Genomic DNA, 21,397 nt, shown 5'->3' with positions numbered 1-21,397 from the left:
TTGCGGACACCTTCGGTCCGCAATCGGGACGGCCCGGCGGGGAACTCACCAGGCGAGCTGGGTGATCTCCTCGGCCACCACGGCGCAGGCGTCGGCGGCCGGGTCGATCAGCGGGAAGTGTCCGACGCCGCCGAGCAGCGTCAGCCCGACCGTCTCGCCGGACCTGGCCGCCGCGTCGACGTACGCCTCGGCGACGGCCTTGGGCACGACGATGTCGTCGACGCCCTGGACGATCGCGGTGGCGATCCCGGTCGGCAGCAGCACCCCGGGGTCGGCGTGCGCCGCCCGCTCCTCGAAGTCGGCTTTTGCGCCCAGGAGTTGGCCGACCGCGCCGCCGCACACCCCGAGCCCGACCGCCGTGGCGAAGTCCGCGATCGGGGCCAGCGCGACGACTCCGCGCAGCGGCGGCGGGGCGGGCAGCCGCCACGGCGACCCCTCGGGCAGGACGTGCCGCGCCGCCGCCCACAGCGCGAGGTGTCCGCCCGCCGAGTGCCCGGCGACCACGATCCGCCGCACATCGGCGCCCGGCAGCTCACGGGCGGCCAGCACGGGCATCGCGTCCAGGGCCGCGGCCACGTCGTCGAAGGTCTCCGGCCAGCGCCCGGCGACGGGATCGGCGCCGCCCGGCCGGGTGTTCTCCGCGCCGTCGCGCTGCTGCGGGATGTCGTCGCCGCCGCGCCGGTACTCCACGTTCGCCACGGCGAAGCCCCGGCGGGCCAGGAAGTCCGCGAGCGGGGAGGCATGGGCCCGGTCGTACGGAGCCCGCCAGGCGCCGCCGTGCAGGAGGACGACGAGCGGGGCGGCGGTGCGGCCGTCGCGCGGGGCGTAGAAGTCGACGACCTGGTCGGGGTGGTCACCGTAGGCGGCGGTGGCGTCGGGCGCGACGGGCGGATGGGCGAACGCCGACGCGCTCTCCGCCTCGTCCCGATCACGCGCCGCAGAGTCCGGGGAACCCGGGGAATCCGACATGCTGCTCAACCGTCCTATGCCCGTGGCCTGCGCCTGTGTTCTGTACCGGTGTCAGGTACCCAACTGGGTTGACCTGCGGGGACGGTACCAGCACTCGGCACCGTCCCCGCCCGGTCGAACGCACGGTGACGACCCGTCAGCCGACGGTGTTCCCGGCGGGCGCCTCGGCCAGCACCTCGGCGAGGATCCGCGCCGCCCGTTCCGCGTCGGCGAACCCCACGTACAGCGGGGTGAAGCCGAACCGGAGCACGTCCGGCCGCCGCAGATCGCCGACGACGCCCCGCTCGATGAGGCGGCGCATCACGGGCTCCGCCTCCGCGCAGCGCAGGGCGACCTGGCTGCCGCGTTCGGCGTGCGCGGCCGGGGTGACGGAGGCGACCCGGCCCGCCGGTACGTACGCCTCGACGCACTCCAGGAAGAAGTCCGTCAGGGCCAGCGACTTGGCCCGTACGGCGTCCACCGACACCCCGTCCCACACGTCCAGCGCCGCTTCCAGCGTCAGCATGGAGACGATGTCGGGCGTGCCGACCCGGCCCCGTACGGAACCGTCCGCCGGAGCGTAGTCGGCGGTCATGCCGAACGGGTCGGCGTGCGAGTTCCAGCCCGGCAGCGGCGAGTCGAAGGCGGCCTGGTGGCGCTCGGCGACGTACAGGTACGCGGGCGAACCGGGGCCGCCGTTCAGGTACTTGTAGGTGCAGCCGACGGCCAGGTCCACCCCGTGCTCGTCGAGCCCGACGGGCAGCGCGCCCGCGCTGTGGCAGAGGTCCCACACCGCGACCGCCCCCGCCGCGTGGACGGCGACGGTCAGTCCGGGCAGATCGTGCAGCCGGCCGGAGCGGTAGTCGACGTGGTTGAGCAGCACGGCGGCGGTACGCGGGCCGAGCGCGGCGAGCACGTCGGCGGGCGCGACGGGCACGATCCGGTGTCCGGTCAGCCGGGCGGCGGCGGAGGCGATGTACCCGTCCGTGGGAAAGGTCGTCGCGTCAACCAGGATCTCGTCGCGTCCCTCCCCCGCGATCCGGACGGCCGCGACGACCGCCTTGAAGACGTTCACGCTGGTCGAGTCACCGACGACGATCTGCCCTGCGGCGGCCCCGACGAGCGGGGCGATCCGGTCGCCGATCCGCTCCGGCGCGGTCCACCAGCCGCTCTCGTCCCAGGACCGGATGCGCAGCTCGCCCCACTGGCGGGTGAGGACGTCCTGGACCCGGGCGGGGACGTGGACGGGCAGCGCGCCGAGGCTGTTGCCGTCGAGGTAGACGCCGTCGTCGAGCGCGAAGAGCGCGCGGCGCTCGGCCAGCGGGTCGGCGGCATCGAGCTTCAGCGCCCGCTCACGGAAGTTCTGCGTCATGGTCGTGTTCTCAGACATGGCTGCGCGCCGTCCACAGCTCGGGGAACACGTTCTTCGTGGCGCGCTTCTCCAGCCAGGCCACCCCGGCGGAACCGCCGGTGCCGGTCTTGGAGCCCATCGCGCGCCGGGTGGCGACGAGGTGGTCGTTGCGCCAGCGCCACACCAGCTCGCCGACGTCGGTGAGCAGCTCACCGAGCCGCACCAGCTCGTCGTTCTGGTCGTCGGAGGCGTAGATCTCCGCCCACACCGCCTCGACCTCGGGCGACGGCTCGTACCGCTGGGTCAGGTCACGGGTGGTGACGGCCTCGGGAACGGCATACCCGCGCCGGGCCAGCAGGGCGAGGGTCTCGTCGTACAGGCTGGGCTCGCCGAGGGCCTTCTCCAGCTCCGCGTACACGCGGGGCGCGCCCCGGTGCGGCACCAGCATCGAGGCGGACTTGTCGCCGAGCAGGAACTCCATCCGCCGGTACATCGCGGACTGGAACCCGGAGCCCTCGCCGAGGGAGCCCCGGTAGGAGTTGAACTGGGCGGGGGTGAGTCCGGCCAGCGGCCGCCAGGACTCGTTGAGCGCCTCCAGCTCGCGCAGCGAACGCTTCAGGGCGTCGCGCGCGACGGGTATGCGGTCCTCGCGCAGGGCGCGGGTGGCGGTCTCCCACTCATGGACGATGACCGTGAACCACAGCTCCATGACCTGGGTGGTGACCAGGAAGACCATCTCGCCGGGATCGTCCGAGCGCAGGTGCTGGAGATGGGTCAGGACATCCGCCTGGACATAGTCCTCGTACGGAGTCGTTCCCGCGAAGTCCAGGTGCGGGGTGTCCGCACCGGTGGCTTCGGGGTCGGGGTGATTCGTCGACATTTCTGTCTCCTCGACACGAGCTTCCGGGTAGCGGTCCGCCCCTTCCGTGAGGTGATGGAGCTCCGGTCCCCTGCTCGCATACTAAGCCGGACCCGCGCGACATGGGCGGCGGGCCCGGCTCGGGAGTACGTGCCCGGGCTCAGCCCAGAATGTCGGCGGCGGTCGGCGAGGAGTCGCGCAGGAACGTCGTGCAGCGCTCGTGCTCCTCGGTCTCCCCGATCGACCCGGCGGCCCGCGCCAGGGCGTGCAGGGCGCGCAGGAAGCCGCGGTTCGGCTCGTGCTCGAACGGGACCGGGCCGTGGCCCTTCCAGCCGGCCCGGCGCAGCGAGTCGAGGCCGCGGTGGTAGCCGGTACGGGCGTACGCGTACGACTCGACGACCCGGCCGCCCTCGAACGCCTCGTCGGCGAGCTGCGCCCAGGCGAGCGAGGAGGTGGGGTACTTCGCGGCGACGTCGGCGGGCGGGGTGCCGGCGGCGAGCAGCTCGCGCGGCTCGGGGTCGTCGGGGAGGTGGGTCGGGGCGGGGCCCCCGAGAAGGTTCTCGTGGATGGACATGCCTCAAGTGTGCCTGCCGTCACGCCCCGGCCGCACCGGGGCCCGCGCCGGTGGCACAGCGCGTTCACACGGCCTTCCGGGGCCCGGGCCCGCCGTGGGCGCTTCGGGGGGGGGCGGATCACCCGTCGCGGTGCTCCGGCTCCAGCGGCGGGGCGACGACCCCGCAGTGCACCGCGCACTCGGGCCGCTCGCTCCGGACGGCGGCGGCCGGGGTCCGCACCGTCCACCAGGCGATGACCGCGCCCGCCACCAGCAGCCCGGCGCACATCGGCATCGCCCGCCGGAAGGTCGAGGCGAACTCCCCCGCGTCCCGGTACGCCTCGGGCCCCATCCCGGCGAGCAGCGGCAGGGCGGCCACCGCGATGAGCCCGGCGGCCCGCGCGGCGGCGTTGTTGATGCCGCTGGCAAGCCCGGCCCGTCCGGTGTCCACGGCGGCCAGGACGGTCGCGGTGAGCGGGGCGACGACCACGACGAGCCCGGCGCCGAGCACCAGGACGGCGGGCAGCACCTCGGTCACGTACCCGCCGACGGAGGCGCTGTCCGCCCCCACCCGCAGCATCAGGAGCATCCCGGCGGCGGCCAGCAGCGGCCCCACCGTGAGCGGGATACGCGGCCCGATCCGCCGCCCCAGCTCCCCCGACCAGGCCGAGAACAGCAGCATCAGCACGGTGGTGGGCAGCAGCGCGGTACCGGCCCCCAGCGCGGAGTACCCGGCGACCACCTGGAGCTGGATCGCGGAGAGGAAGAAGAAGCCGCCGAGGGCCGCGTAGACGCAGAAGGTCACCAGGTTGACCGAGGTGAACAGCCGGGAGCGGAAGATCGACGGCGGCAGCATGGGATCCGCCCGCCGCCGCTCCACCGCCACGAACGCGGCCCCCAGAACCACCCCGCCGAGCGCCGCCCCGATCACCACCGGCGACGCGCCCCGCCCCGGGGCCTCGATCAGCGCGTACGTCACCCCGGCCAGCGCCAGCGCCCCGAGCACGGCCCCGAGCACGTCGAACCGGCCGTGCGCCGCCGGATCCCGCGACTCCGGTACGTGCCGGAGCGCGACGGGTACGCAGATCGCGGCGAGCGGCAGGTTGATCAGGAACACCCACCGCCACCCGGGCCCGTCGACGAGCCACCCGCCCAGGAACGGCCCCACGGCCGCCCCGACCCCGCCGAACCCGGACCAGAGCCCCACCGCCCGCGCCCGGTCGTCCGGATGGAAACTGGCCTGGATGAGCGCGAGGGACCCGGGCGTGAGCAGCGCGCCACCGACCCCTTGCAGGGCCCGCGCGGCGATGAGAACCCCCGCGTTCGGCGCGATCCCGCAGAGCAGCGAGGCGGCCGCGAACCACACCACCCCCACCACGAACACCCGCCGCCGCCCGTACCGGTCCCCGAGCGCCCCGCCGAGGAGGATCAGCCCGGCGAGCGTGAGCATGTAGGCGTTGACGGTCCACTGGAGCGCGGCCATGTCGGTGCCGAGATCCTCACCGATACGGGGCAGGGCCACGTTGATGACCGTGGAGTCCAGCATCGCCATGCCGGACCCGAGCACCGTGGTCAGCACGACCCAACGCCCGACGGAAGAGGCAACCCGAATCTCACCGGGCGCGGGAGCAGCAGCCATACCCCCACCTTGCCCCGCCCAGCCCCACCCCGCACGCGGCTCAAGCCCCTCCGGCGGTTGAGGAGCGGGCGCCCGGGGAATTCAAGCCCCTCCGGCGATTGAGGAGCGGGGGCACGGGGGCAGCGCCCCCGAAACCACCCGCCTACCGCACCGCCCCCACAGCCCGCACCAACGCCTCGACCCCCCGGACAACCTTCCCCCGAGGACACCCCACGTTCAGCCGAACAAACCCCGGCGCCCCGTAAACCGCACCGCCCATGATCGCCACCCCCTCCCGCTCCACCAGCACCCGCTGCAACGCCGCGTCGTCCACCCCCACCGCCCGCAGGTCGATCCACGCCAGGTACCCGGCCTGCGGCGGCGCCCACCCCACCTCGGGAAGCTCCGCCGCCAGCCGCTCCGCGACATACGCCAGGTTCCCCGCCACATACGCCCGCACCGCGTCCAGCCACGCCGCCCCCTCCCGGTACGCCGCGATGTGCGCGGTCAGCGACAGCACGGCCGGCGACGCCAGCCCCTCCGCCGTCTCCATCCGCCGCAGGAACTCCGCCCGGTCGCCCGGATCACCGATCAGCCCGTACGACCCGGTCAGCGCGGGAAAGTTGAACGCCTTGGACCCGGAGGTGATCAGCGCCCAGCGCCCGCCCCCCGCCACCCGCGTCCACGGCACATGGCCCCGCCCCGCCTGCTCCTCGTGCACGAAGTCCGCGTGGATCTCGTCGCTGATCACCGCGACCCCGTACCGCTCGGCCAGCGCGGCCGTCCGCGCCAGCTCCTCGGCCGTCCACACGTACCCCGTCGGGTTGTGGGGCGAGCACAGCACCAGAACCTTCGCGTCGGGCCGCGCCAGCTCACGCTCCAGCGCCGCCCAGTCCCCCACCGGCACCCCCCGCAGCTCGCGCCCGAGCCCGGTGATCGCCTTGCGGAAGCCGTCGTACACAGGGGTGTGGACGACGACGCCGTCCCCCTCCCCCGTCCACATCTGGAGCAGCTGGGAGAGCTGGCTGAGCACGGACGGGCCGTAGACCAGCTGCCCGGTGTCGATCGTGGTGCCGTAACGGGTCGCGTACCAGTGGGCGACCGCCGAGCGGAAGTCGTCGTGCTGCCAGCTGGTGTAGCCGAACACCCCGTGCTCCAGCCGGGCCCGGAGCGCGGCCAGCACCTCGGGGGCGGTGGCGAAGTCCATGTCGGAGATGGTGAACGGCAGCAGCCCGTCCACCCCGAACCGGTCCGCGACCCCGTCCCACTGGACGCACCAGGTGCCCCGGCGGTCGACGACGGTGTCGAAATCGTAGGTCGCGCCCACAACAGCTCTCCTCGCTCACTCACAGCTCTCGGCACGGCAACGGGCCCGGCCCCCTGAAGGAGGGCCGGGCCCGCGACCGTACGTCCGTACTCGTCGTGCTTACTTCAGCTTCGTACCGGTGGAGCGCAGGTTCGCGCACGCCTCGGTGACGCGCGTGGCCATGCCGGCCTCGGCGGCCTTGCCCCAGGTGCGGGGGTCGTAGGTCTTCTTGTTGCCGACCTCGCCGTCGACCTTCAGGACACCGTCGTAGTTGCGGAACATGTGGTCCACGACCGGACGGGTGAAGGCGTACTGGGTGTCGGTGTCGAGGTTCATCTTCACGACGCCGTTCTCCAGCGCGGTGGCGATCTCCTCGGCGGTGGAGCCCGAGCCGCCGTGGAAGACGAAGTCGAACGGCTGGCTGCCGGCCGGCTTGCCGTACTTCTCGGAGACGCCCGCCTGCAGGTCCTTCAGCAGCTCGGGACGGAGCACGACGTTGCCCGGCTTGTAGACGCCGTGGACGTTGCCGAAGGAGGCGGCCAGCAGGTAGCGGCCCTTCTCGCCCAGACCGAGCGCCTCGGCGGTGCGCAGCGCGTCGTCGACGGTGGTGTACAGCTCGTCGTTGATCTCGTGCGTGACGCCGTCCTCCTCACCGCCGGTCGGGGTGATCTCGACCTCAAGGATGATCTTGGCGGCGGCGGCCTGGGCCAGCAGCTCCTGGCCGATGGCCAGGTTGTCGGCGAGGGTCTCGGCCGAGCCGTCCCACATGTGGGACTGGAACAGCGGGTTCAGACCCTTGGCGACGCGCTCCGCGGAGACGGCGAGCAGCGGACGTACGTAACCGTCCAGCTTGTCCTTGGGGCAGTGGTCGGTGTGCAGCGCGATGGTGACGTCGTACTTCGCGGCGACGATGTGCGCGAACTCGGCCAGGGCGACCGCACCCGTGACCATGTCCTTGTTGTGCTGGCCGCCCAGGAACTCCGCACCACCGGTGGAGATCTGGACGATGCCGTCGCTCTCGGCCTCCGCGAAACCGCGCAGCGCGGCGTGCAGGGTCTGGGACGAGGTCACGTTGATGGCCGGGTAGGCGAACTTGCCCGCCTTTGCCCGGTCGAGCATCTCGGCGTAAGCCTCGGGGGTTGCGATGGGCATCTGACCGCTCCTTGGGATGTGCGGGTGTGCAGGCTGTGAGTCCCTGACCTGGGGGCGACGTCATCGTCGCCCCCATCTTCCCAGACTCGTCATCCGGCTCCACTCGGCGGACCCGGTTTCACGTGAAACCGTCCGCCTGGGCTCAGCCCAGGTCGAGATCGGCCACCGAGTAGACGTGCACGTACGGCAGCCCGGCCTCGGCGATCGCCGGGGCGGCCCCGCGCTCGACGATCACGGCGACGGCGACGACCTCGCCGCCCGCCTCGCGCACCGCCTCGACGGCGGTCAGCGGCGAACCGCCCGTGGTCGAGGTGTCCTCGACGACCAGGCAGCGGCGGCCCTTGACGTCCGTGCCCTCGATCCGGCGCTGCATCCCGTGCGCCTTCTGCGCCTTGCGGACGACGAACGCGTCCAGGCTCGTACCGCGGGCGGCGGAGGCGTGCAGCATCGAGGTGGCGACCGGGTCGGCGCCCAGCGTCAGCCCGCCGACGCAGTCGTAGTCCAGCTCGGCGGTGGCGTCGAGCATGACCTGGCCGACCAGCGGCGCGGCCTTGCCGTCCAGCGTGATGCGGCGCAGGTCGATGTACCAGTCGGCTTCCAGACCCGAGGAGAGGGTCACCTTGCCGTGCACCACGGCCTTGTCCTTGATCTGCTGGAGCAGGTCAGCGCGTACGTCAGTCATGTCCACGAGGGTAAGCGGTACGGGCCGGGGCCCGGTCCAGGCCCTACGGCCGGGCATCGCCCCGGAGCGGTGTCCAGCTCCAGGTCGTCGCGATCTCCAGCGGGTCGATCGGGGTCACCAGCCGGGGCAGGGTGTTCAGTCCGTTGGGCGGCCCGGACTGCGTCTCCACGCAGACGGCCTCCTCCTGCTCGTCGTAGATCACCACCCACTCGCTGCGGCTCTTCACCGTCAGCTCCAGCCGCTCCGGCCAGGTGAGCTTCACGTCCACGCCGTCGGGCATGCCGAAGCAGTCGTCCCACGGGCCGGGCAGCGGGTCGACGCGGCGACCGGTGGGCAGATGGTCCGCACCGCGCTCCTCCTGCCAGGCGGCGTCGAAGGACAGCTCGGCGTTCCGGCCGTCGAGGGTGCGCAGGAACCACGGGTGCCAGCCGGCCTGGGCCGGGAAGGAGTTGCCGTACGTCTCGACGGAGAGGCCGAGCGCCAGGGTGTCCTCGGCCAGCTCGAAGGTCTGCGTGACCCGGCCCGGGTACGGCCAGGGCTCGGCGAGGTCGTAGTAGAAGGCCGCCCGGCCCTCGGCCAGGTCGGCATCCGTGTGGGCGGTGTGCCAGGAGGTGTCCCGGCCGGTGCCGTGGATGGCGTGCGGCGGTGAGTTCAGCGGCAGCCGGTGGAGCTCGTCGCCGTTGCGGAACTCCCCGTTCGCGGTACGCCCGCACCAGGGCACCATCGGGAAGCAGCCGTACCGATCGCCCTGCCGGAGCAGTTCGGCACCCCCGATCCGCAGGCTGCTGATGCGGCAGCCGTTCACGGGGTCGATGGTCAACTCGGCTGCGCCGACGGTCAGCCTGACGTTCTCTTCGCTCCTGCTCACACGACGACCCTACTGGCCCGCCGCCTCCGGCCGACGCTCCCTCCGGCTGTTCCTACCTCCGGCGCCGCAGGGCCCGGCCCAGCACCACGGCGGAGGCGAGCGCGAGGGCGGCGGCCGGGGCGACCCACCGCAGCGTCGTGCTCGCACCGCCCGCGTCCGGCGAGGGCACGGGGGCGTAGCGGCCGCGCGGGGGCGCGTGGTCGACCTCCTCGGCACTGCGCCCGATCATGGTGCGGCGGGCGTGCGCGGCCTCGGCGGGCGGTTCGTCCGGAACGGTGAACTCCACCCCGGCGACCGGATCGAGCGAGGGCGGCGGAACCGGCGAGTCGAACACGGACCCGGCCTCGGAGTCATCGCCGCCCGCCCCGCCTTCGGCCTCGTTCTCTGCCTCGGCCTCAAGCGCAAGCTCCTCGGCATCGGCATCGGCATCGGCATCGGCATCGGCATCGGCATCGGCATCGGGCGAGGACACACCGTCACCGCCGTCCGCACCGCCCTCGCGGACCTCGTCGCCCTCAAGCCCTTCGGCGACCACCGTGCGGTCCTCCGCGCCGGGCTCCTCGCCCTCGTCCCGCTCCGCCAGTGACTCCGTCACCAGCTGCTGGGTGAAGCGGTCCAGGAGCCGGTGGGCGGCCGCGAGCGCCGCGCCCTCCTCCAGCTCGACCAGCCGCCCGTCCCCGGCCGCCGTACCGCTGTACGTGAGCGTCGTCCCGCCGTCCGCCGCCGTGAGGCCGATGGTCAGGGCCACCTCGACCGCACCGGTGCCCCGGGCCTCCACGCCCTTCCCGGTGACGGAGAAGCGGTCTCTCTCCGGGCCGGTGAGCCGCAGCTCGCCCCGATAGGTGATGGTGTGGCCGCCGGCCCGGAGCTTCAGCCGGCCCGCCAGCGGCGACGACGCGTCGGCGTCCTGCTGGAGACCGGGGACGCAGCGGGCGACCCGGGCGGGATCGCCCAGCGTGCGCAGCAGAGTCGGGACGGGAACCGGAACGAACACCTCATGCTCCATGGCAACCGAGCCTAATCGGCCCGGCCCCGGACGTCAGCGCTTCGGCCACCGAAACCCGGGGACCGCCACCGGGGAGCACGGCCGGGCTCACGCGTCCTCCCGGTACCGCGGGTGGATCAGCGTGGACGGGGCGAGACCCGGCAGCCGGGCCTCGTCCGCGGCCCGCGCCCCCTCGCGCAGCTCCCGGCTCCCCAGCGACCGCGGTACGGGCCCCGGGACGGCCAGCGAGGGCCCCGGCACCGGGCCGCCCGGCCCGGCGAGGAGGAAGCCCCAGTCCTCCTGCTCCCGTGCGTCGCCGCCGCCCCGGTCCGGGCTCGCGGCGAGACCCGCGTACCGGCCGGTGACGCGGTACGGGCGGGTCGCGAGGCCGCCCGCGCGCATCGAGGCCTCCACCGTCCAGAAGGTCTGCGGCCGGGAGCCCAGCGGCCCGGCGTGCACCACCAGCCGCCCGTCCGGGGCCAGGGCCTCGGCGACCAGCCCGTAGAACTCGGCGGAGTACAGCTTCGTACTGGCGGTGATGCCCGGGTCCGGGAGGTCGGAGATCACCACGTCGTAGCGCCCCCGGTCGGCCCGGAGCCAGGGGAACGCGTCCGCGCCGACCACGGTGAGCCGCGGGTCGCGGAAGGCGTGGTCGTTCAGCTCGGAGAGGGCGGGGTCGGTGCGGGCCAGTCGGGTGACGGCCGGGTCCAGCTCGACGACGGTGACCGCGCGGACGTCCTCGTAACGCAGCACCTCACGGGCGGCGAGCCCGTCGCCGCCGCCCAGGATGAGCACGCGGGCGCGGGGCCCGTTCATCGCGGGGTGCACCAGCGCCTCGTGGTAGCGGTACTCGTCGCGGGCGCTGACCCGCAGCCGGCCGTCCAGATAGAGGCCGAGGGAATCGCGGTCGGTGCCGGTCACGACGACCTCCTGCACCCCGGTCTGCACGGCGACCCGCACCTGGTCCCCGTACACCGCCCGGCGCGCCGCCCGCTCGAAGTCGTCGACCAGCACCGTGGCGGTGGCCAGGACCGCGATCACCGAGACGTTGACCAGGATCAGGAGCCACCGGGAACGGGAGCTGAGGTCGTGCCGGAACACCCACAGGACCAGCGCACCGCCGGCCGCCGCGTTGATCGCGCCGGTGAACAGCGCGCCGGTCAACTGCCCCAGCATCGGCAGCAGCAGAAAGGGGAACGCGAGCCCGCCGACCAGCGCGCCCACGTAGTCGGCGGCGAAGAGATCGGCGACGGCCCCGCCCGCGTCCTGCCGGTCGACGCGCTGGATCAGCGTCATCAGCAGCGGGATCTCCGCGCCGATCAGCACCCCGATCGCCAGCGAGAACCCGACCAGGGCGTACTGCGATTCGCCGAGCCAGGCGAACGAGGCGTAGAGCACCAGCGCCGAGGAGCCGCCGATCAGCGCGAGAGCCGCCTCGACCATGCCGAAACCGACGGCGGCATGGCAGCACAAACGTTTCGCGAGAAGCGAGCCGATGCCCATCGCGAACACCATCACGGAGAGCACGACGGAGGCCTGGGTGACCGAGTCGCCGATCAGATAGGAGGCGAGCGCGACCAGTTCGAGCTCGTAGACGAGACCGCAGGCGGCACAGACGAAGACCGCGGCCAGCACGAGGAACCGGCCGGTCCTCGGCCGTACGGGAAGCCGCGCCGCGCCCCCTCGCAGCGACATCTGCTGGTCGATCATGGTGCGAACGCTACGTCACGACACCGTCGCACCTTGTCACCCACACGGGTGTAAGTGCCCCTGCCGCTCAGGCCGCGGGCGCGGGAATCCGCACCCCCACCCGGGTCCGGGTCACCACCAACTGCCCTTCCTGCGGATACGCGTGCCAGGTGCGCCACCGCACCTGGCCCTCGGTGCGCTGGGCGAGCATCGCGGTGAAGGCGTACGGGCTGCCGGGGAAGGTGCCGGCCAGTCCGTGCGGGTGGTCGCTCACCAGGGCGAGCAGTTCCTGCGCCCGCCCGGCGAACTGCCCCTGGGTCAGGGTCTCCACGCGCGCGGCGAATTCGTACTCCCAGTCCCCGAGCCGCTTCGCGACGCCGAGGGGCAGGGGGGTGCTGCTGCCGGGCATACAGGCCACGGTCTCGGAGCAGACTCCGCGGTCCTCCTGGAGGAGGACCTGGTGGGAGGCGCCGAGCAGCCTCAGCTGGAGTTCGGCGCCGTCGAGCCGGAGATCGAGGACCGCCAGGGCGGGCAGCGGCTCCCGGCCCAGCGTCCAGGCCAGGTCGGCGGCGCGGGTATCGGAATAGGCCGTCTGGAGGGTGGTGAGCATGGGTGGGCTCCGCAAACACACATGGACGCACAGGGACAGCAGGACGCCCCCGGGTGACTGCGCGTGGGAGGTGGGGAGCGCCCGATCCGGTCCAACTGGGGTCCGAGGGCTGAATGTTCTCTTCGACGAGGGAATCACGAAGTACGCCGCACTCACAGCGTTTTCGCCCAACTTGCCGTGGTTTCCATCCCCTCGGGGGCCCACGGGTTCACTTGTTCAACCAAAAACACCCGCGTCGCTCAACGAAAAGGCGTCCGAAGGGAGTTCACCCTCCGGACGCCCGGTCCCGGGTCACTGTGGGTGACCTTCGACGGCCGGGTCAATCACCGCCTCCCCCACCGCAGCCGCCCCCGCCCCCGCACGAGTGCCCACCGGAGCGCCGGCTACCGCCGGAGTGCCGGCTCCCGCCGGAAGGACGCGTGCCTCCGCCGCCGGAAGCAGAGGCGCCTCCCCCGCCGGCATCCCGGCCGCTGTCGCGCACCATTCCCCACACGAGCCACACAGCGCCCACCACCGGCGCCCCCAGCAGCAGCACCGTCAAGACGATCTCCATTGCCGCTCACCCGCCTTTCTCTCCCCCGGAGCGAGGTCCCCCGACGCTTCCCGTTGCCGCGACCGCCCCGGCGGCCCGTGCCCCCGTCAGCTGCCGCCGGCGGGGCGGCCTGTCAGCTGCCGCCGCCTCCGCAACCCCCGCCGCCGCCACCGCACGAGGAGCCGCCACCGCAGGAGTGCCCGCCCGAATGCCCGCCCGAATGTCCGCCGGAGCCGCCGGAGTCGCCGCTTCCGCAGGACGAGCCCGAGTCGGTGCCGCCCGCCCACCAGCCGGCGCCGGCGCCACCGGCCGACGAACTGCTCGCGGAACGCCGACGTCCGGACCTCGACGCCGAGCCGCTCCCGCCACCGGTCTTCCGCAGGACGGCCACCAGCCCTCCGACGACGACCGCGGCGATCACTATCGCGATGAAGACGCCCATGGCCCCCACCCGCCTTTCTTCCCCCGAAGCGAGGTCCCCCGTCGCTTCCCCGTTGTTGTGTGACAGGGGGATGCCCCGCCCGTTCGGGCGCCAAAGCGGACTTGAGCAACTCCAGAGCTTCGGCACAGGATGGCGCCCATGACACAGGGACGAGCGACCCGGGGGAACCCGGCGCAGGAACGACCGCTGCTCAACCGCCGCCTCGCCGCGTTCGGTACGACGATCTTCGCCGAGATGTCCGCGCTGGCCGTGCGGACCGGCTCCATCAACCTCGGCCAGGGCTTCCCCGACACCGACGGCCCCGAGGAGATCCGGGAGGCGGCGGTACGGGCGCTGCGCGCCGGCCACGGCAACCAGTACCCGCCGGGCCCCGGCGTCCCGGAGCTCCGCAACGCCGTCGCCGCCCACCAGGAGCGTTTCTACGGCCTGAGCTGGTCCCCGGACACGGAGGTCCTGGTGACGACCGGGGCCACCGAGGCGATCGCCGCCTCGCTGCTCGCCCTCCTCGAACCGGGCGACGAGGTCATCGCGTTCGAGCCGTACTACGACTCGTACGCCGCCTGCATCGCGATGGCGGGCGCGACGCACGTACCGCTCACCCTGCGCGCCCCGGACTTCCGCCCGGACCTCGACGAACTGCGCACCCTGATCACCCCGCGCACCCGCCTGCTGCTCCTGAACACCCCGCACAACCCGACCGGCACGGTCCTCACCCCCGACGAACTGGCGGGCATCGCGGACCTCGCGGTGGAGCACGATCTGCTGGTGGTCACCGACGAGGTCTACGAACACCTGGTCTTCACGGGGGCGCACCACCCGATCGCCGCGCTCCCCGGGATGCGCGGGCGCACGGTCTCCATCTCCTCCTCCGGCAAGACGTTCTCGTACACCGGGTGGAAGATCGGCTGGGTCACCGGGGACGCGCCCCTGGTGGCGGCCGTGCGCGCGGCGAAGCAGTATCTGACCTTCGTCAGCGGCGGCCCGTTCCAGTACGCGATCGCCGAGGCGCTCGCCCTGCCCGACGCCTTCTTCACCGGCTTCCGCGAGGACATGCGCCGCAAGCGCGACCTGCTGGCGAAGGGCCTGCGCACCGCGGGCTTCCGGGTGTACGAGCCGGAGGGGACGTACTTCATCACGACCGACATCGCCCCGTTCGGCGACGAGGACGCCTACGCCTTCTGCCGCGCGCTGCCGGAGCGCTGCGGGGTGGCGGCGGTGCCGAACTCGGTCTTCTACGACGATCCGGAGGCGGGGCGCAGCCAGGTCCGGTTCACGTTCTGCAAGAAGGACGAGGTGCTGGAGGAGGCGGTGGAGCGGCTGGCCCGGCTGGGGTGAGACCCGGGGATACGGGAACGGGGGTACGGGAACGGCCCGGGCGGCGGTCGCGATGACCGCTGCCCGGGCCGTTGCCGTGCGGAACCGTGGCGTCAGGCGCCCGCGGGCTCCTCGCCGTCCTTCTTGTCCTCGGCGGGCTCGATGCCGAGGCGCTCGACGAGCCACTTGTCGAACTCGATCGAGGCGCGCACCCAGCTCACCGTCGAGGAGACGAAGTGCTCCAGGCTGACGCCGGTGCCGATGAGCATCTGCGCCTCACCGATCAGCCGGACGGAGCCCGCCTCGCCCTCCTCGCCCTCGTGGGCGTGGGTGTAGACCTTGGGCCACAGGGTGCGACGGTTCCAGTCGTCGATCGCGTCCAGCAGGACGGGACGCTGGTCGAGCGCGTGGGGGCGGTCGTAGAACGTACGGACCGAGAAGACCTGCTGCTCGTCCTCGCCCCGGAACATGAAGTACGTCCGGAACTCTTCCCACGGCGCCGCGAGGTCGCCCTCGTCGTCGACGACGTACTTCAGCTCCATCTGGTCCAGGAGCTGCTTGACGAGGTCCTGGTCAGGGACGACGGGGCCCTCCGGTCCTGCCGCCTGCGGTTCGGGCTGGCCCCCGAAATTAGGAATCGAGGACGGATCGATGCTCACCGTTATTTCCCTTCGTGCGGTTGGCGGCCATCCTCTCCCATGGCGGGCGGGGCATGGCAAGCCCCGGCGGTCCCGATCCGCCACAAGCTGACAGACAGCGCGTGGGAGCGGGATCCGCCGGGCTTTCGCCCACAGCCTGCGACGGCCGGTGACCGGCGGTTACGAGGCGGGGCCGACGATCAGTCCGTCCTCGGCCCGGTCCACCCGTACGGTGTCACCGTCGCGGACCTCACCGGACAGGATCTCCTTGGCGAGCCGGTCGCCGATCGCCGTCTGGATGAGCCGGCGCAGCGGCCGCGCCCCGTACGCCGGGTCGTTGCCCTCCTGGGCGAGCCAGGCCAGCGCCTCGGGCGAGACCTCCAGGGTGAGCCGCCGGTCGGCCAGCCGGGCCGCCAGCCGGTCGATCTGGAGCCCGGCGATGTGCGCCAGCTCGTCGCCGGAGAGCGCCGAGAAGACCACCAGGTCGTCGAGCCGGTTGATGAACTCCGGCTTGAAGGAGGCCCGCACCACCTCCAGCACCTGCTGCTTCTTCACCTCGGGCTTGACCAGGGGGTCCATGAGGAACTGGCTGCCGAGGTTGGAGGTGAGGACGAGGATGGTGTTGCGGAAGTCCACCGTGCGGCCCTGGCCGTCGGTGAGCCGGCCGTCGTCGAGGACCTGGAGCAGGATGTCGAAGACCTCGGGATGGGCCTTCTCCACCTCGTCCAGGAGCACGACGCTGTACGGGCGGCGGCGGACGGCCTCGGTGAGCTGGCCGCCCTCCTCGTACCCGACGTAACCGGGCGGGGCGCCGACGAGCCGGGCGACGCTGTGCTTCTCGCCGTACTCGCTCATGTCGATGCGGATCATGGCCCGTTCGTCGTCGAACAGGAAGTCCGCGAGCGCCTTGGCCAGCTCGGTCTTGCCGACGCCGGTGGGCCCGAGGAAGAGGAACGAGCCGGTGGGCCGGTCGGGGTCCGCGATGCCCGCCCTGGTCCGCCGTACGGCGTCGGAGACGGCCTGCACGGCCTCGCTCTGCCCGATCAGCCGCTTGCCGAGTTCGCTCTCCATCCGCAGCAGCTTCCGGGTCTCGCCCTCCAGCAGCCGGCCGGCCGGAATGCCGGTCCAGGCGCCGACGACGTCCGCGATGTCGTCCGGGCCGACCTCCTCCTTGACCATGGTGTCCTTGGACGCCTCCTGCTCGGCTTCGGCGGCCTCCTCCAACTCCCTTTCCAAGCCCGGGATCTCCCCGTACAGCAGCTTGGAGGCGGCGTCGAAGTCACCGTCGCGCTGGGCGCGTTCGGCCTGGCCGCGCAGCTCGTCGAGACGCTCCTTGAGCTCACCGACCCGGTTGAGGCCCTGCTTCTCCTTCTCCCAGCGGGCGTTGAGGCCGCGCAGCTCCTCCTCCTTGTCGGCGAGGTCGCGGCGCAGCTTCTCCAGACGCTGCTTGGAGGCGGCGTCGGACTCGTTCTTGAGCGCCAGCTCCTCCATGCGCAACCGGTCGACGGAGCGCTGGAGTTCGTCGATCTCCAGCGGCGAGGAGTCGATCTCCATACGGAGCCGGGAGGCGGCCTCGTCGACGAGGTCGATGGCCTTGTCGGGGAGGAAGCGGGAGGTGATGTAACGGTCGGAGAGGGTGGCGGCGGCCACCAGCGCCGAGTCCGCGATCTGCACCTTGTGGTGGGCCTCGTAACGGCCCTTGAGCCCGCGCAGGATCGCGATGGTGTCCTCGACGGAGGGCTCGGCGACCAGCACCTGCTGGAAGCGGCGCTCCAGGGCGGGGTCCTTCTCGATGCGCTCGCGGTACTCGTCGAGCGTCGTCGCGCCGACCATCCGCAGCTCGCCGCGGGCCAGCATCGGCTTGAGCATGTTGCCCGCGTCCATGGCGGAGTCGCCGCCCGCGCCCGCGCCGACGACGGTGTGCAGCTCGTCGATGAAGGTGATGATCCGGCCGTCGCTCTCCTTGATCTCGGAGAGGACGGTCTTCAGCCGCTCCTCGAACTCGCCGCGGTACTTGGCTCCGGCGACCATCGCGCCGAGGTCGAGCGAGACGAGCCGCTTGTTCTTCAGGCTCTCCGGCACATCGCCCTTGACGATGCGCTGGGCGAGCCCCTCGACGACGGCGGTCTTCCCGACGCCGGGTTCACCGATGAGCACGGGGTTGTTCTTCGTCCGGCGCGACAGCACCTGCACGACGCGGCGGATCTCCTGGTCACGGCCGATGACCGGGTCCAGCTTGCCCTCGCGCGCGGCGGCCGTGAAGTCGGTGCCGAACTTCTCCAGGGCCTTGTACTGGCCCTCCGGGTCGGGTGTGGTCACCCGGCGCCCTCCCCTGCTCGTCTCGAATGCGGCCAGCAGCTTCTTGGCGCCGGCCCCCTGCCCTTCGAGGATCTCACCGGCACGGCCGCCCTTCGCGGCGATCCCGATGAGCAGGTGCTCGGTGGAGATGTAGTCGTCGCCCAGCTCCTTCGCCCGCTGGGCGGCGTCCTGGATGACGGCGAGCAGCTCGCGGTTGGGCTGCGGCGGGGCCACGGTGGACCCGGTGACGCTGGGCAGCCCGCCGAGCAGCCGCTCGGTCTCGCCGCGCACGAGCGCCTGGTCGGCCTCGACGGCGGCGAGGAGGTCGGTGACGTTCTCGTTGTCCTGCCCCTCCAGCAGCGCGAGCAGCAGGTGTCCGGGGGTGAGATCGGGGTGCCCGTCCTTCACGGCCCGGTTGGTGGCCGCGTTGATGGCGTCCCGGCTCTTGTTGGTCAGCTCGGCGTCCACGTGTGGTTACTCCTCCTCGCAGCTGGGGGTCAGACATACGTCGTGCATTGACTTAATCAACGTGCACAAAGTTGAGTCTATTCCACTCAAGGCACTGATCGCACGCGCCGCGGGCACCCGAGACCCGGCCTCGTACGCTGCCCCCATGGCAGACGTACGCAACCCCTCCCCCGAATACGTCGCGTTCTGGCGCGAGAGCCACCTGTCCACGCTGACGACCCCCCGCCCGGACGGCACGCCGCACGTGGTCCCGGTGTGCGTGACGTACGACCCGGAGGCCGGGGTGGCGCGCGTGATCACCGACGGCGGCAGCCGCAAGGTCGCCCACATCCGCGCGGCCGGCCCCGACGGGGCACGCGTGGCGGTCTGCCAGATCGACCGGGCCCGCTGGGCGACCCTGGAGGGCCGCGCGGTCGTCCGCACCGAGCCGGAGACCGTCAGGGACGCGGAGGCCCGCCACGAGGAGCGCTACGGCCGTCCGCCGCGGATCAACCCGACCCGGGTCGTCATCGAGATCACCCTCGACCGGGCGCTCGGCAAGGCCTGAGACCGTCCGGCCGCGAACGGCCGGGTTCCCGCTTCCGGTTCCGGCCCGGAACAGCACAACGGCGCCACCGTGTTCAGGTCACGGTGGCGCCGCTGTGTGGGGGAAGCGCCTGGAGCGACAGGTGACGACGGGGGAATCGCTCAGGCACTGCGGGGGGTGGCGGAAAGGGGTTCTGCGTCGAACAGCTCGTGGTCCCGCTGATCGAGATTGACGAAGATCATGCCGTACCTGACGGCGCAGCGGACCGGCTGCGGCGCCCCACGGGGCCGACGGAGACAGCGATAGGCGCGGACGTCCTCGTCCTCTTCCATCACCACGACGATCGGCTCTCCGAACAGGGTGACCATCAACGAGTCGCCACGGCGGGGGAGGGCCGTGAGCAGATCGATGAAATGCCACCCTGAGCGATAGGCCGTAGCCATCTCACGCCGGAAGGTGCGGTCGTCCGGCGGGGTGCTCATGCGCGGTCCGTTTCGACCGGGGCAAAGTCCCAGCCCATGTCGGGCGGCACGCCGATGCCTTCAGCGGCTCCCGCCTGCTTCGCAGGCGCCGTATCCCAGGCCAGGTCAGGCGGCGGTGCGGCATGCGACGAGACTCCGATCGCACGGTCGCCATCTCCTTCCAGGCTCAGGGCCCCGAGAGCCACGGAGACCAGCCCGGCGGAGAAGGCCACGGCAAGCACCGAGCGAAGCATTTTCTTACTCATAGTGGGCTTCGTCCTCACTTCCAAGGTTTCCTCTCCCCCGCATGACAAGACGATGGCTCATCAAGGCACGTCAAACCACAGAATCGATGCATCATGTTCCTGCTGATGCATGTTCCTGGGGGGTGGAGAATTGACCACGAATAGAACAAAAGCGACACATCCCCACTCTGTCACCACTTTGTGCGACGAGGGGGCGCGGCTCTACACGAGCGCGCTGAGCGTGGGAAAGATAGCCCGCGCCGAAGCGGAAGCAGCGCCGTGCCTGCTGGAGCTCGCCCTACTGCATCCCGACCCCGACGATCCCACATGGTTGCGTCCGGTACCGGCGTATGCGGCTCTCACGCAACGACTTCACCCCATCGAGCGGGAGATCCAGGAGCGAAGACGACTCTCGGTGGAACTCACCGAGGCGTTCGAGCCCTTCATGGCCGTCAGCACCCAGGCTCCACCGATCACTCACGCGATCACGGTCCTCGAAGGCGTCAACCGCATCAACGCCTCCATAGCGCTCGCCCTCTCGGAGTGCCAGTCGGAGGTGCTCACCATCCAGCCCGGAGGCGGGCGGAGCGAAGACGCGCTGAACATCGCCATGGAGCGCGGAAACACGCTCATCGAGCGCGGCGTCTCCATGCGCACCCTCTATCAGCACACCGTCCGCCACAGTCAGGGGACTCTCAACTACGTCGCCCGCATGGCGGAGAGCAAGATGGAGATCCGGACTCTCGAAGAACTCATAGAACGCCTCATGATCTTCGACCACACCGTCGCGTTCATCCCGGCCACGGACGACCGGAGCGTGGCCCTCGAACTGCGCCATCCCGGCATCGTGAAATATCTCGTCAGGGTCTTCGAACAGTTCTGGCAACGCGCGGTCCCTCTGCAGGATCAGATTCCTTACGACCCGGGCCCGGAAGGCATCTCCGGCGTACGGCACTCCATCGCCAAACTGCTGGTCGAGGGGCACGTCGACGAGGCCATCGCCCGCCGCCTCGGGATGAACGTCCGCACCTGCCGCGCCCACATAGCCAAACTCAGCGCCGCGCTCGGCAGTAACAGCCGGGCGCAACTCGGCTATCTGATCGCGCGGTCGGGAATCCTGGAAGCGGATTCCTGACGACCCGGACGTGATCCTCCCGGACGCCCGCTCGGGGCGGGCCGGGCCGCCGCCGTCGCGTCCTGCGAGAATTCCGAACGCCAGTCCTGACCGACCTGGCGAACATCTCCCGCGCGACCGAAGGACCACGAAGACCGGATGACCGACACCACCCCCCTGCCCGCCGCCGTCGAGGACGACCACCACGGGGACATCCTGGTCGAACTCACCGGCGAGCAGGACGAGATGCTCATCGTGAGCGGCGAGGGAATCCCCCGCGTCGTCCTCACCCGCGCCCCCGGCGCCGAGGCCGACGACCACATCGTCATCGGCACCCGCGACCCGCGCCGGCTCACCCTCACCGTCGACGGCCGGGACGCGACGATCAAGCCCGGGAAGGGCAAGCTCCGCCGCCGCTCCTACCGGGTCGACGTCCGCTGCGCGGGTACGTCCTACCGCCTCGTGCCCGACTCGATCCCGAGCAGCCGGCTGACCCGCGACGGCAAGCACATCGGGGACTTCTCCTCGAACGGCGACCGGCGGGTGATCGCCGAGTGGCGCGACGGGGCCGCCGTCGAGCCGCTCGACGCGGCGATCGGTTACGCCCTGGCCGCCGCGTTCGGCACCGGCGGCCAGCCGATGTGGATGATGGCGGTCGAAGCGATCAGCGAGTTCCTGCCGTAGGCCCCGCCGCCCCACGCCCCCGGACACGCGGACGGGGCCGGGAGAGCGACTGAA

20 protein-coding genes are annotated in these 21,397 nt (G+C 72.0%); 4 read left to right on the top strand and 16 right to left on the bottom strand.

From position 1 onward, the window contains the following. Nucleotides 1-45: 45 nt before the first annotated feature. From ACSMXR_RS19600 to ACSMXR_RS19545, 12 genes are all read right to left on the bottom strand, one after another. Nucleotides 46-969: an alpha/beta hydrolase gene (locus tag ACSMXR_RS19600; protein ID WP_364885866.1), complete on the bottom strand. Its 924-nt coding sequence runs from the start codon at nt 967-969 to the stop codon at nt 46-48. 136 nt (nt 970-1,105) lie between these two features. Further along, nucleotides 1,106-2,338, bottom strand: a complete 1,233-nt coding sequence (gene kynU / locus ACSMXR_RS19595) for a kynureninase (RefSeq protein WP_473169529.1) — start codon at nt 2,336-2,338, stop codon at nt 1,106-1,108. Beyond that, nucleotides 2,331-3,179: a tryptophan 2,3-dioxygenase family protein gene (locus ACSMXR_RS19590; RefSeq protein WP_030633565.1), complete on the bottom strand. Its 849-nt coding sequence runs from the start codon at nt 3,177-3,179 to the stop codon at nt 2,331-2,333. Before ACSMXR_RS19590 ends, kynU begins: the two co-directional genes overlap by 8 nt. A gap of 139 nt (nt 3,180-3,318) precedes the next feature. Next, nucleotides 3,319-3,732, bottom strand: a complete 414-nt coding sequence (locus tag ACSMXR_RS19585; RefSeq protein WP_030082060.1) for a DUF3151 domain-containing protein — start codon at nt 3,730-3,732, stop codon at nt 3,319-3,321. Nucleotides 3,733-3,850: 118 nt separating this feature from the next. Further along, nucleotides 3,851-5,350 (bottom strand): DHA2 family efflux MFS transporter permease subunit, encoded by a 1,500-nt coding sequence (locus ACSMXR_RS19580; protein WP_364885872.1) that lies wholly within the window; start codon nt 5,348-5,350, stop codon nt 3,851-3,853. Nucleotides 5,351-5,492: 142 nt separating this feature from the next. Next, nucleotides 5,493-6,656: a MalY/PatB family protein gene (locus ACSMXR_RS19575; protein ID WP_364885874.1), complete on the bottom strand. Its 1,164-nt coding sequence runs from the start codon at nt 6,654-6,656 to the stop codon at nt 5,493-5,495. Nucleotides 6,657-6,755: 99 nt separating this feature from the next. Further along, complete coding sequence (gene fbaA / locus ACSMXR_RS19570) at nt 6,756-7,787, bottom strand: class II fructose-bisphosphate aldolase (protein WP_030082054.1); 1,032 nt, start codon at nt 7,785-7,787, stop codon at nt 6,756-6,758. 142 nt (nt 7,788-7,929) lie between these two features. After that, nucleotides 7,930-8,469, bottom strand: coding sequence for an orotate phosphoribosyltransferase (pyrE, locus tag ACSMXR_RS19565; protein ID WP_030082052.1), 540 nt, complete (start codon nt 8,467-8,469; stop codon nt 7,930-7,932). Nucleotides 8,470-8,512: 43 nt separating this feature from the next. After that, a complete protein-coding gene (locus ACSMXR_RS19560) occupies nt 8,513-9,337 on the bottom strand; it encodes an aldose epimerase family protein (protein ID WP_473169528.1) in 825 nt (274 codons plus the stop codon). Nucleotides 9,338-9,389: 52 nt separating this feature from the next. Continuing rightward, nucleotides 9,390-10,343 carry an SRPBCC domain-containing protein gene (locus tag ACSMXR_RS19555; protein ID WP_473169527.1) on the bottom strand — a complete coding sequence of 318 codons (954 nt, stop codon included), beginning with the start codon at nt 10,341-10,343 and terminating at the stop codon, nt 9,390-9,392. Between the two features lie 87 nt (nt 10,344-10,430). After that, a complete protein-coding gene (locus ACSMXR_RS19550; protein ID WP_137229856.1) occupies nt 10,431-12,032 on the bottom strand; it encodes a polyamine aminopropyltransferase in 1,602 nt (533 codons plus the stop codon). A gap of 67 nt (nt 12,033-12,099) precedes the next feature. Next, entirely contained in the window at nt 12,100-12,621 is a 522-nt protein-coding gene (locus ACSMXR_RS19545; RefSeq protein WP_030082045.1) for a DUF2617 family protein, read from the bottom strand. A gap of 1,112 nt (nt 12,622-13,733) precedes the next feature. On the opposite strand from ACSMXR_RS19545, the gene ACSMXR_RS19540 reads away from it, so the two are divergent. Beyond that, a complete protein-coding gene (locus ACSMXR_RS19540; protein WP_473169526.1) occupies nt 13,734-14,930 on the top strand; it encodes a pyridoxal phosphate-dependent aminotransferase in 1,197 nt (398 codons plus the stop codon). A 92-nt stretch (nt 14,931-15,022) separates the two neighbouring features. On the opposite strand, the gene ACSMXR_RS19535 is transcribed toward ACSMXR_RS19540, so the two are convergent. Together ACSMXR_RS19535 and clpB are read right to left on the bottom strand one after the other, a co-directional pair. After that, nucleotides 15,023-15,568 carry a type III secretion system chaperone family protein gene (locus tag ACSMXR_RS19535; protein ID WP_137229848.1) on the bottom strand — a complete coding sequence of 182 codons (546 nt, stop codon included), beginning with the start codon at nt 15,566-15,568 and terminating at the stop codon, nt 15,023-15,025. A 159-nt stretch (nt 15,569-15,727) separates the two neighbouring features. Beyond that, nucleotides 15,728-18,313 carry an ATP-dependent chaperone ClpB gene (gene clpB / locus ACSMXR_RS19530; protein ID WP_137229846.1) on the bottom strand — a complete coding sequence of 862 codons (2,586 nt, stop codon included), beginning with the start codon at nt 18,311-18,313 and terminating at the stop codon, nt 15,728-15,730. 145 nt (nt 18,314-18,458) lie between these two features. Here clpB and ACSMXR_RS19525 point away from each other — a divergent pair, with 145 nt between their 5' ends. Continuing rightward, nucleotides 18,459-18,860 carry a pyridoxamine 5'-phosphate oxidase family protein gene (locus tag ACSMXR_RS19525; protein WP_473169525.1) on the top strand — a complete coding sequence of 134 codons (402 nt, stop codon included), beginning with the start codon at nt 18,459-18,461 and terminating at the stop codon, nt 18,858-18,860. Between the two features lie 140 nt (nt 18,861-19,000). On the opposite strand, the gene ACSMXR_RS19520 is transcribed toward ACSMXR_RS19525, so the two are convergent. Both ACSMXR_RS19520 and ACSMXR_RS19515 read right to left on the bottom strand, forming a co-directional pair. Further along, nucleotides 19,001-19,321 (bottom strand): Rieske (2Fe-2S) protein, encoded by a 321-nt coding sequence (locus tag ACSMXR_RS19520; RefSeq protein WP_003967571.1) that lies wholly within the window; start codon nt 19,319-19,321, stop codon nt 19,001-19,003. Then, nucleotides 19,318-19,566, bottom strand: coding sequence for a hypothetical protein (locus ACSMXR_RS19515; protein ID WP_137229844.1), 249 nt, complete (start codon nt 19,564-19,566; stop codon nt 19,318-19,320). Before ACSMXR_RS19515 ends, ACSMXR_RS19520 begins: the two co-directional genes overlap by 4 nt. A gap of 109 nt (nt 19,567-19,675) precedes the next feature. On the opposite strand from ACSMXR_RS19515, the gene ACSMXR_RS19510 reads away from it, so the two are divergent. Together ACSMXR_RS19510 and ACSMXR_RS19505 are read left to right on the top strand one after the other, a co-directional pair. Then, nucleotides 19,676-20,680 (top strand): helix-turn-helix transcriptional regulator, encoded by a 1,005-nt coding sequence (locus ACSMXR_RS19510; protein WP_170994434.1) that lies wholly within the window; start codon nt 19,676-19,678, stop codon nt 20,678-20,680. A gap of 138 nt (nt 20,681-20,818) precedes the next feature. Beyond that, nucleotides 20,819-21,343, top strand: a complete 525-nt coding sequence (locus ACSMXR_RS19505; protein ID WP_473169524.1) for a hypothetical protein — start codon at nt 20,819-20,821, stop codon at nt 21,341-21,343. The last annotated feature ends 54 nt before the right edge of the window (nt 21,344-21,397 follow it).

Source organism: Streptomyces sp. DSM 106670, from assembly GCF_055792845.1.
The sequence above is the reverse complement of the archived record's forward strand: the minus strand, read 5'-3'. Positions and strand labels throughout refer to the sequence as shown.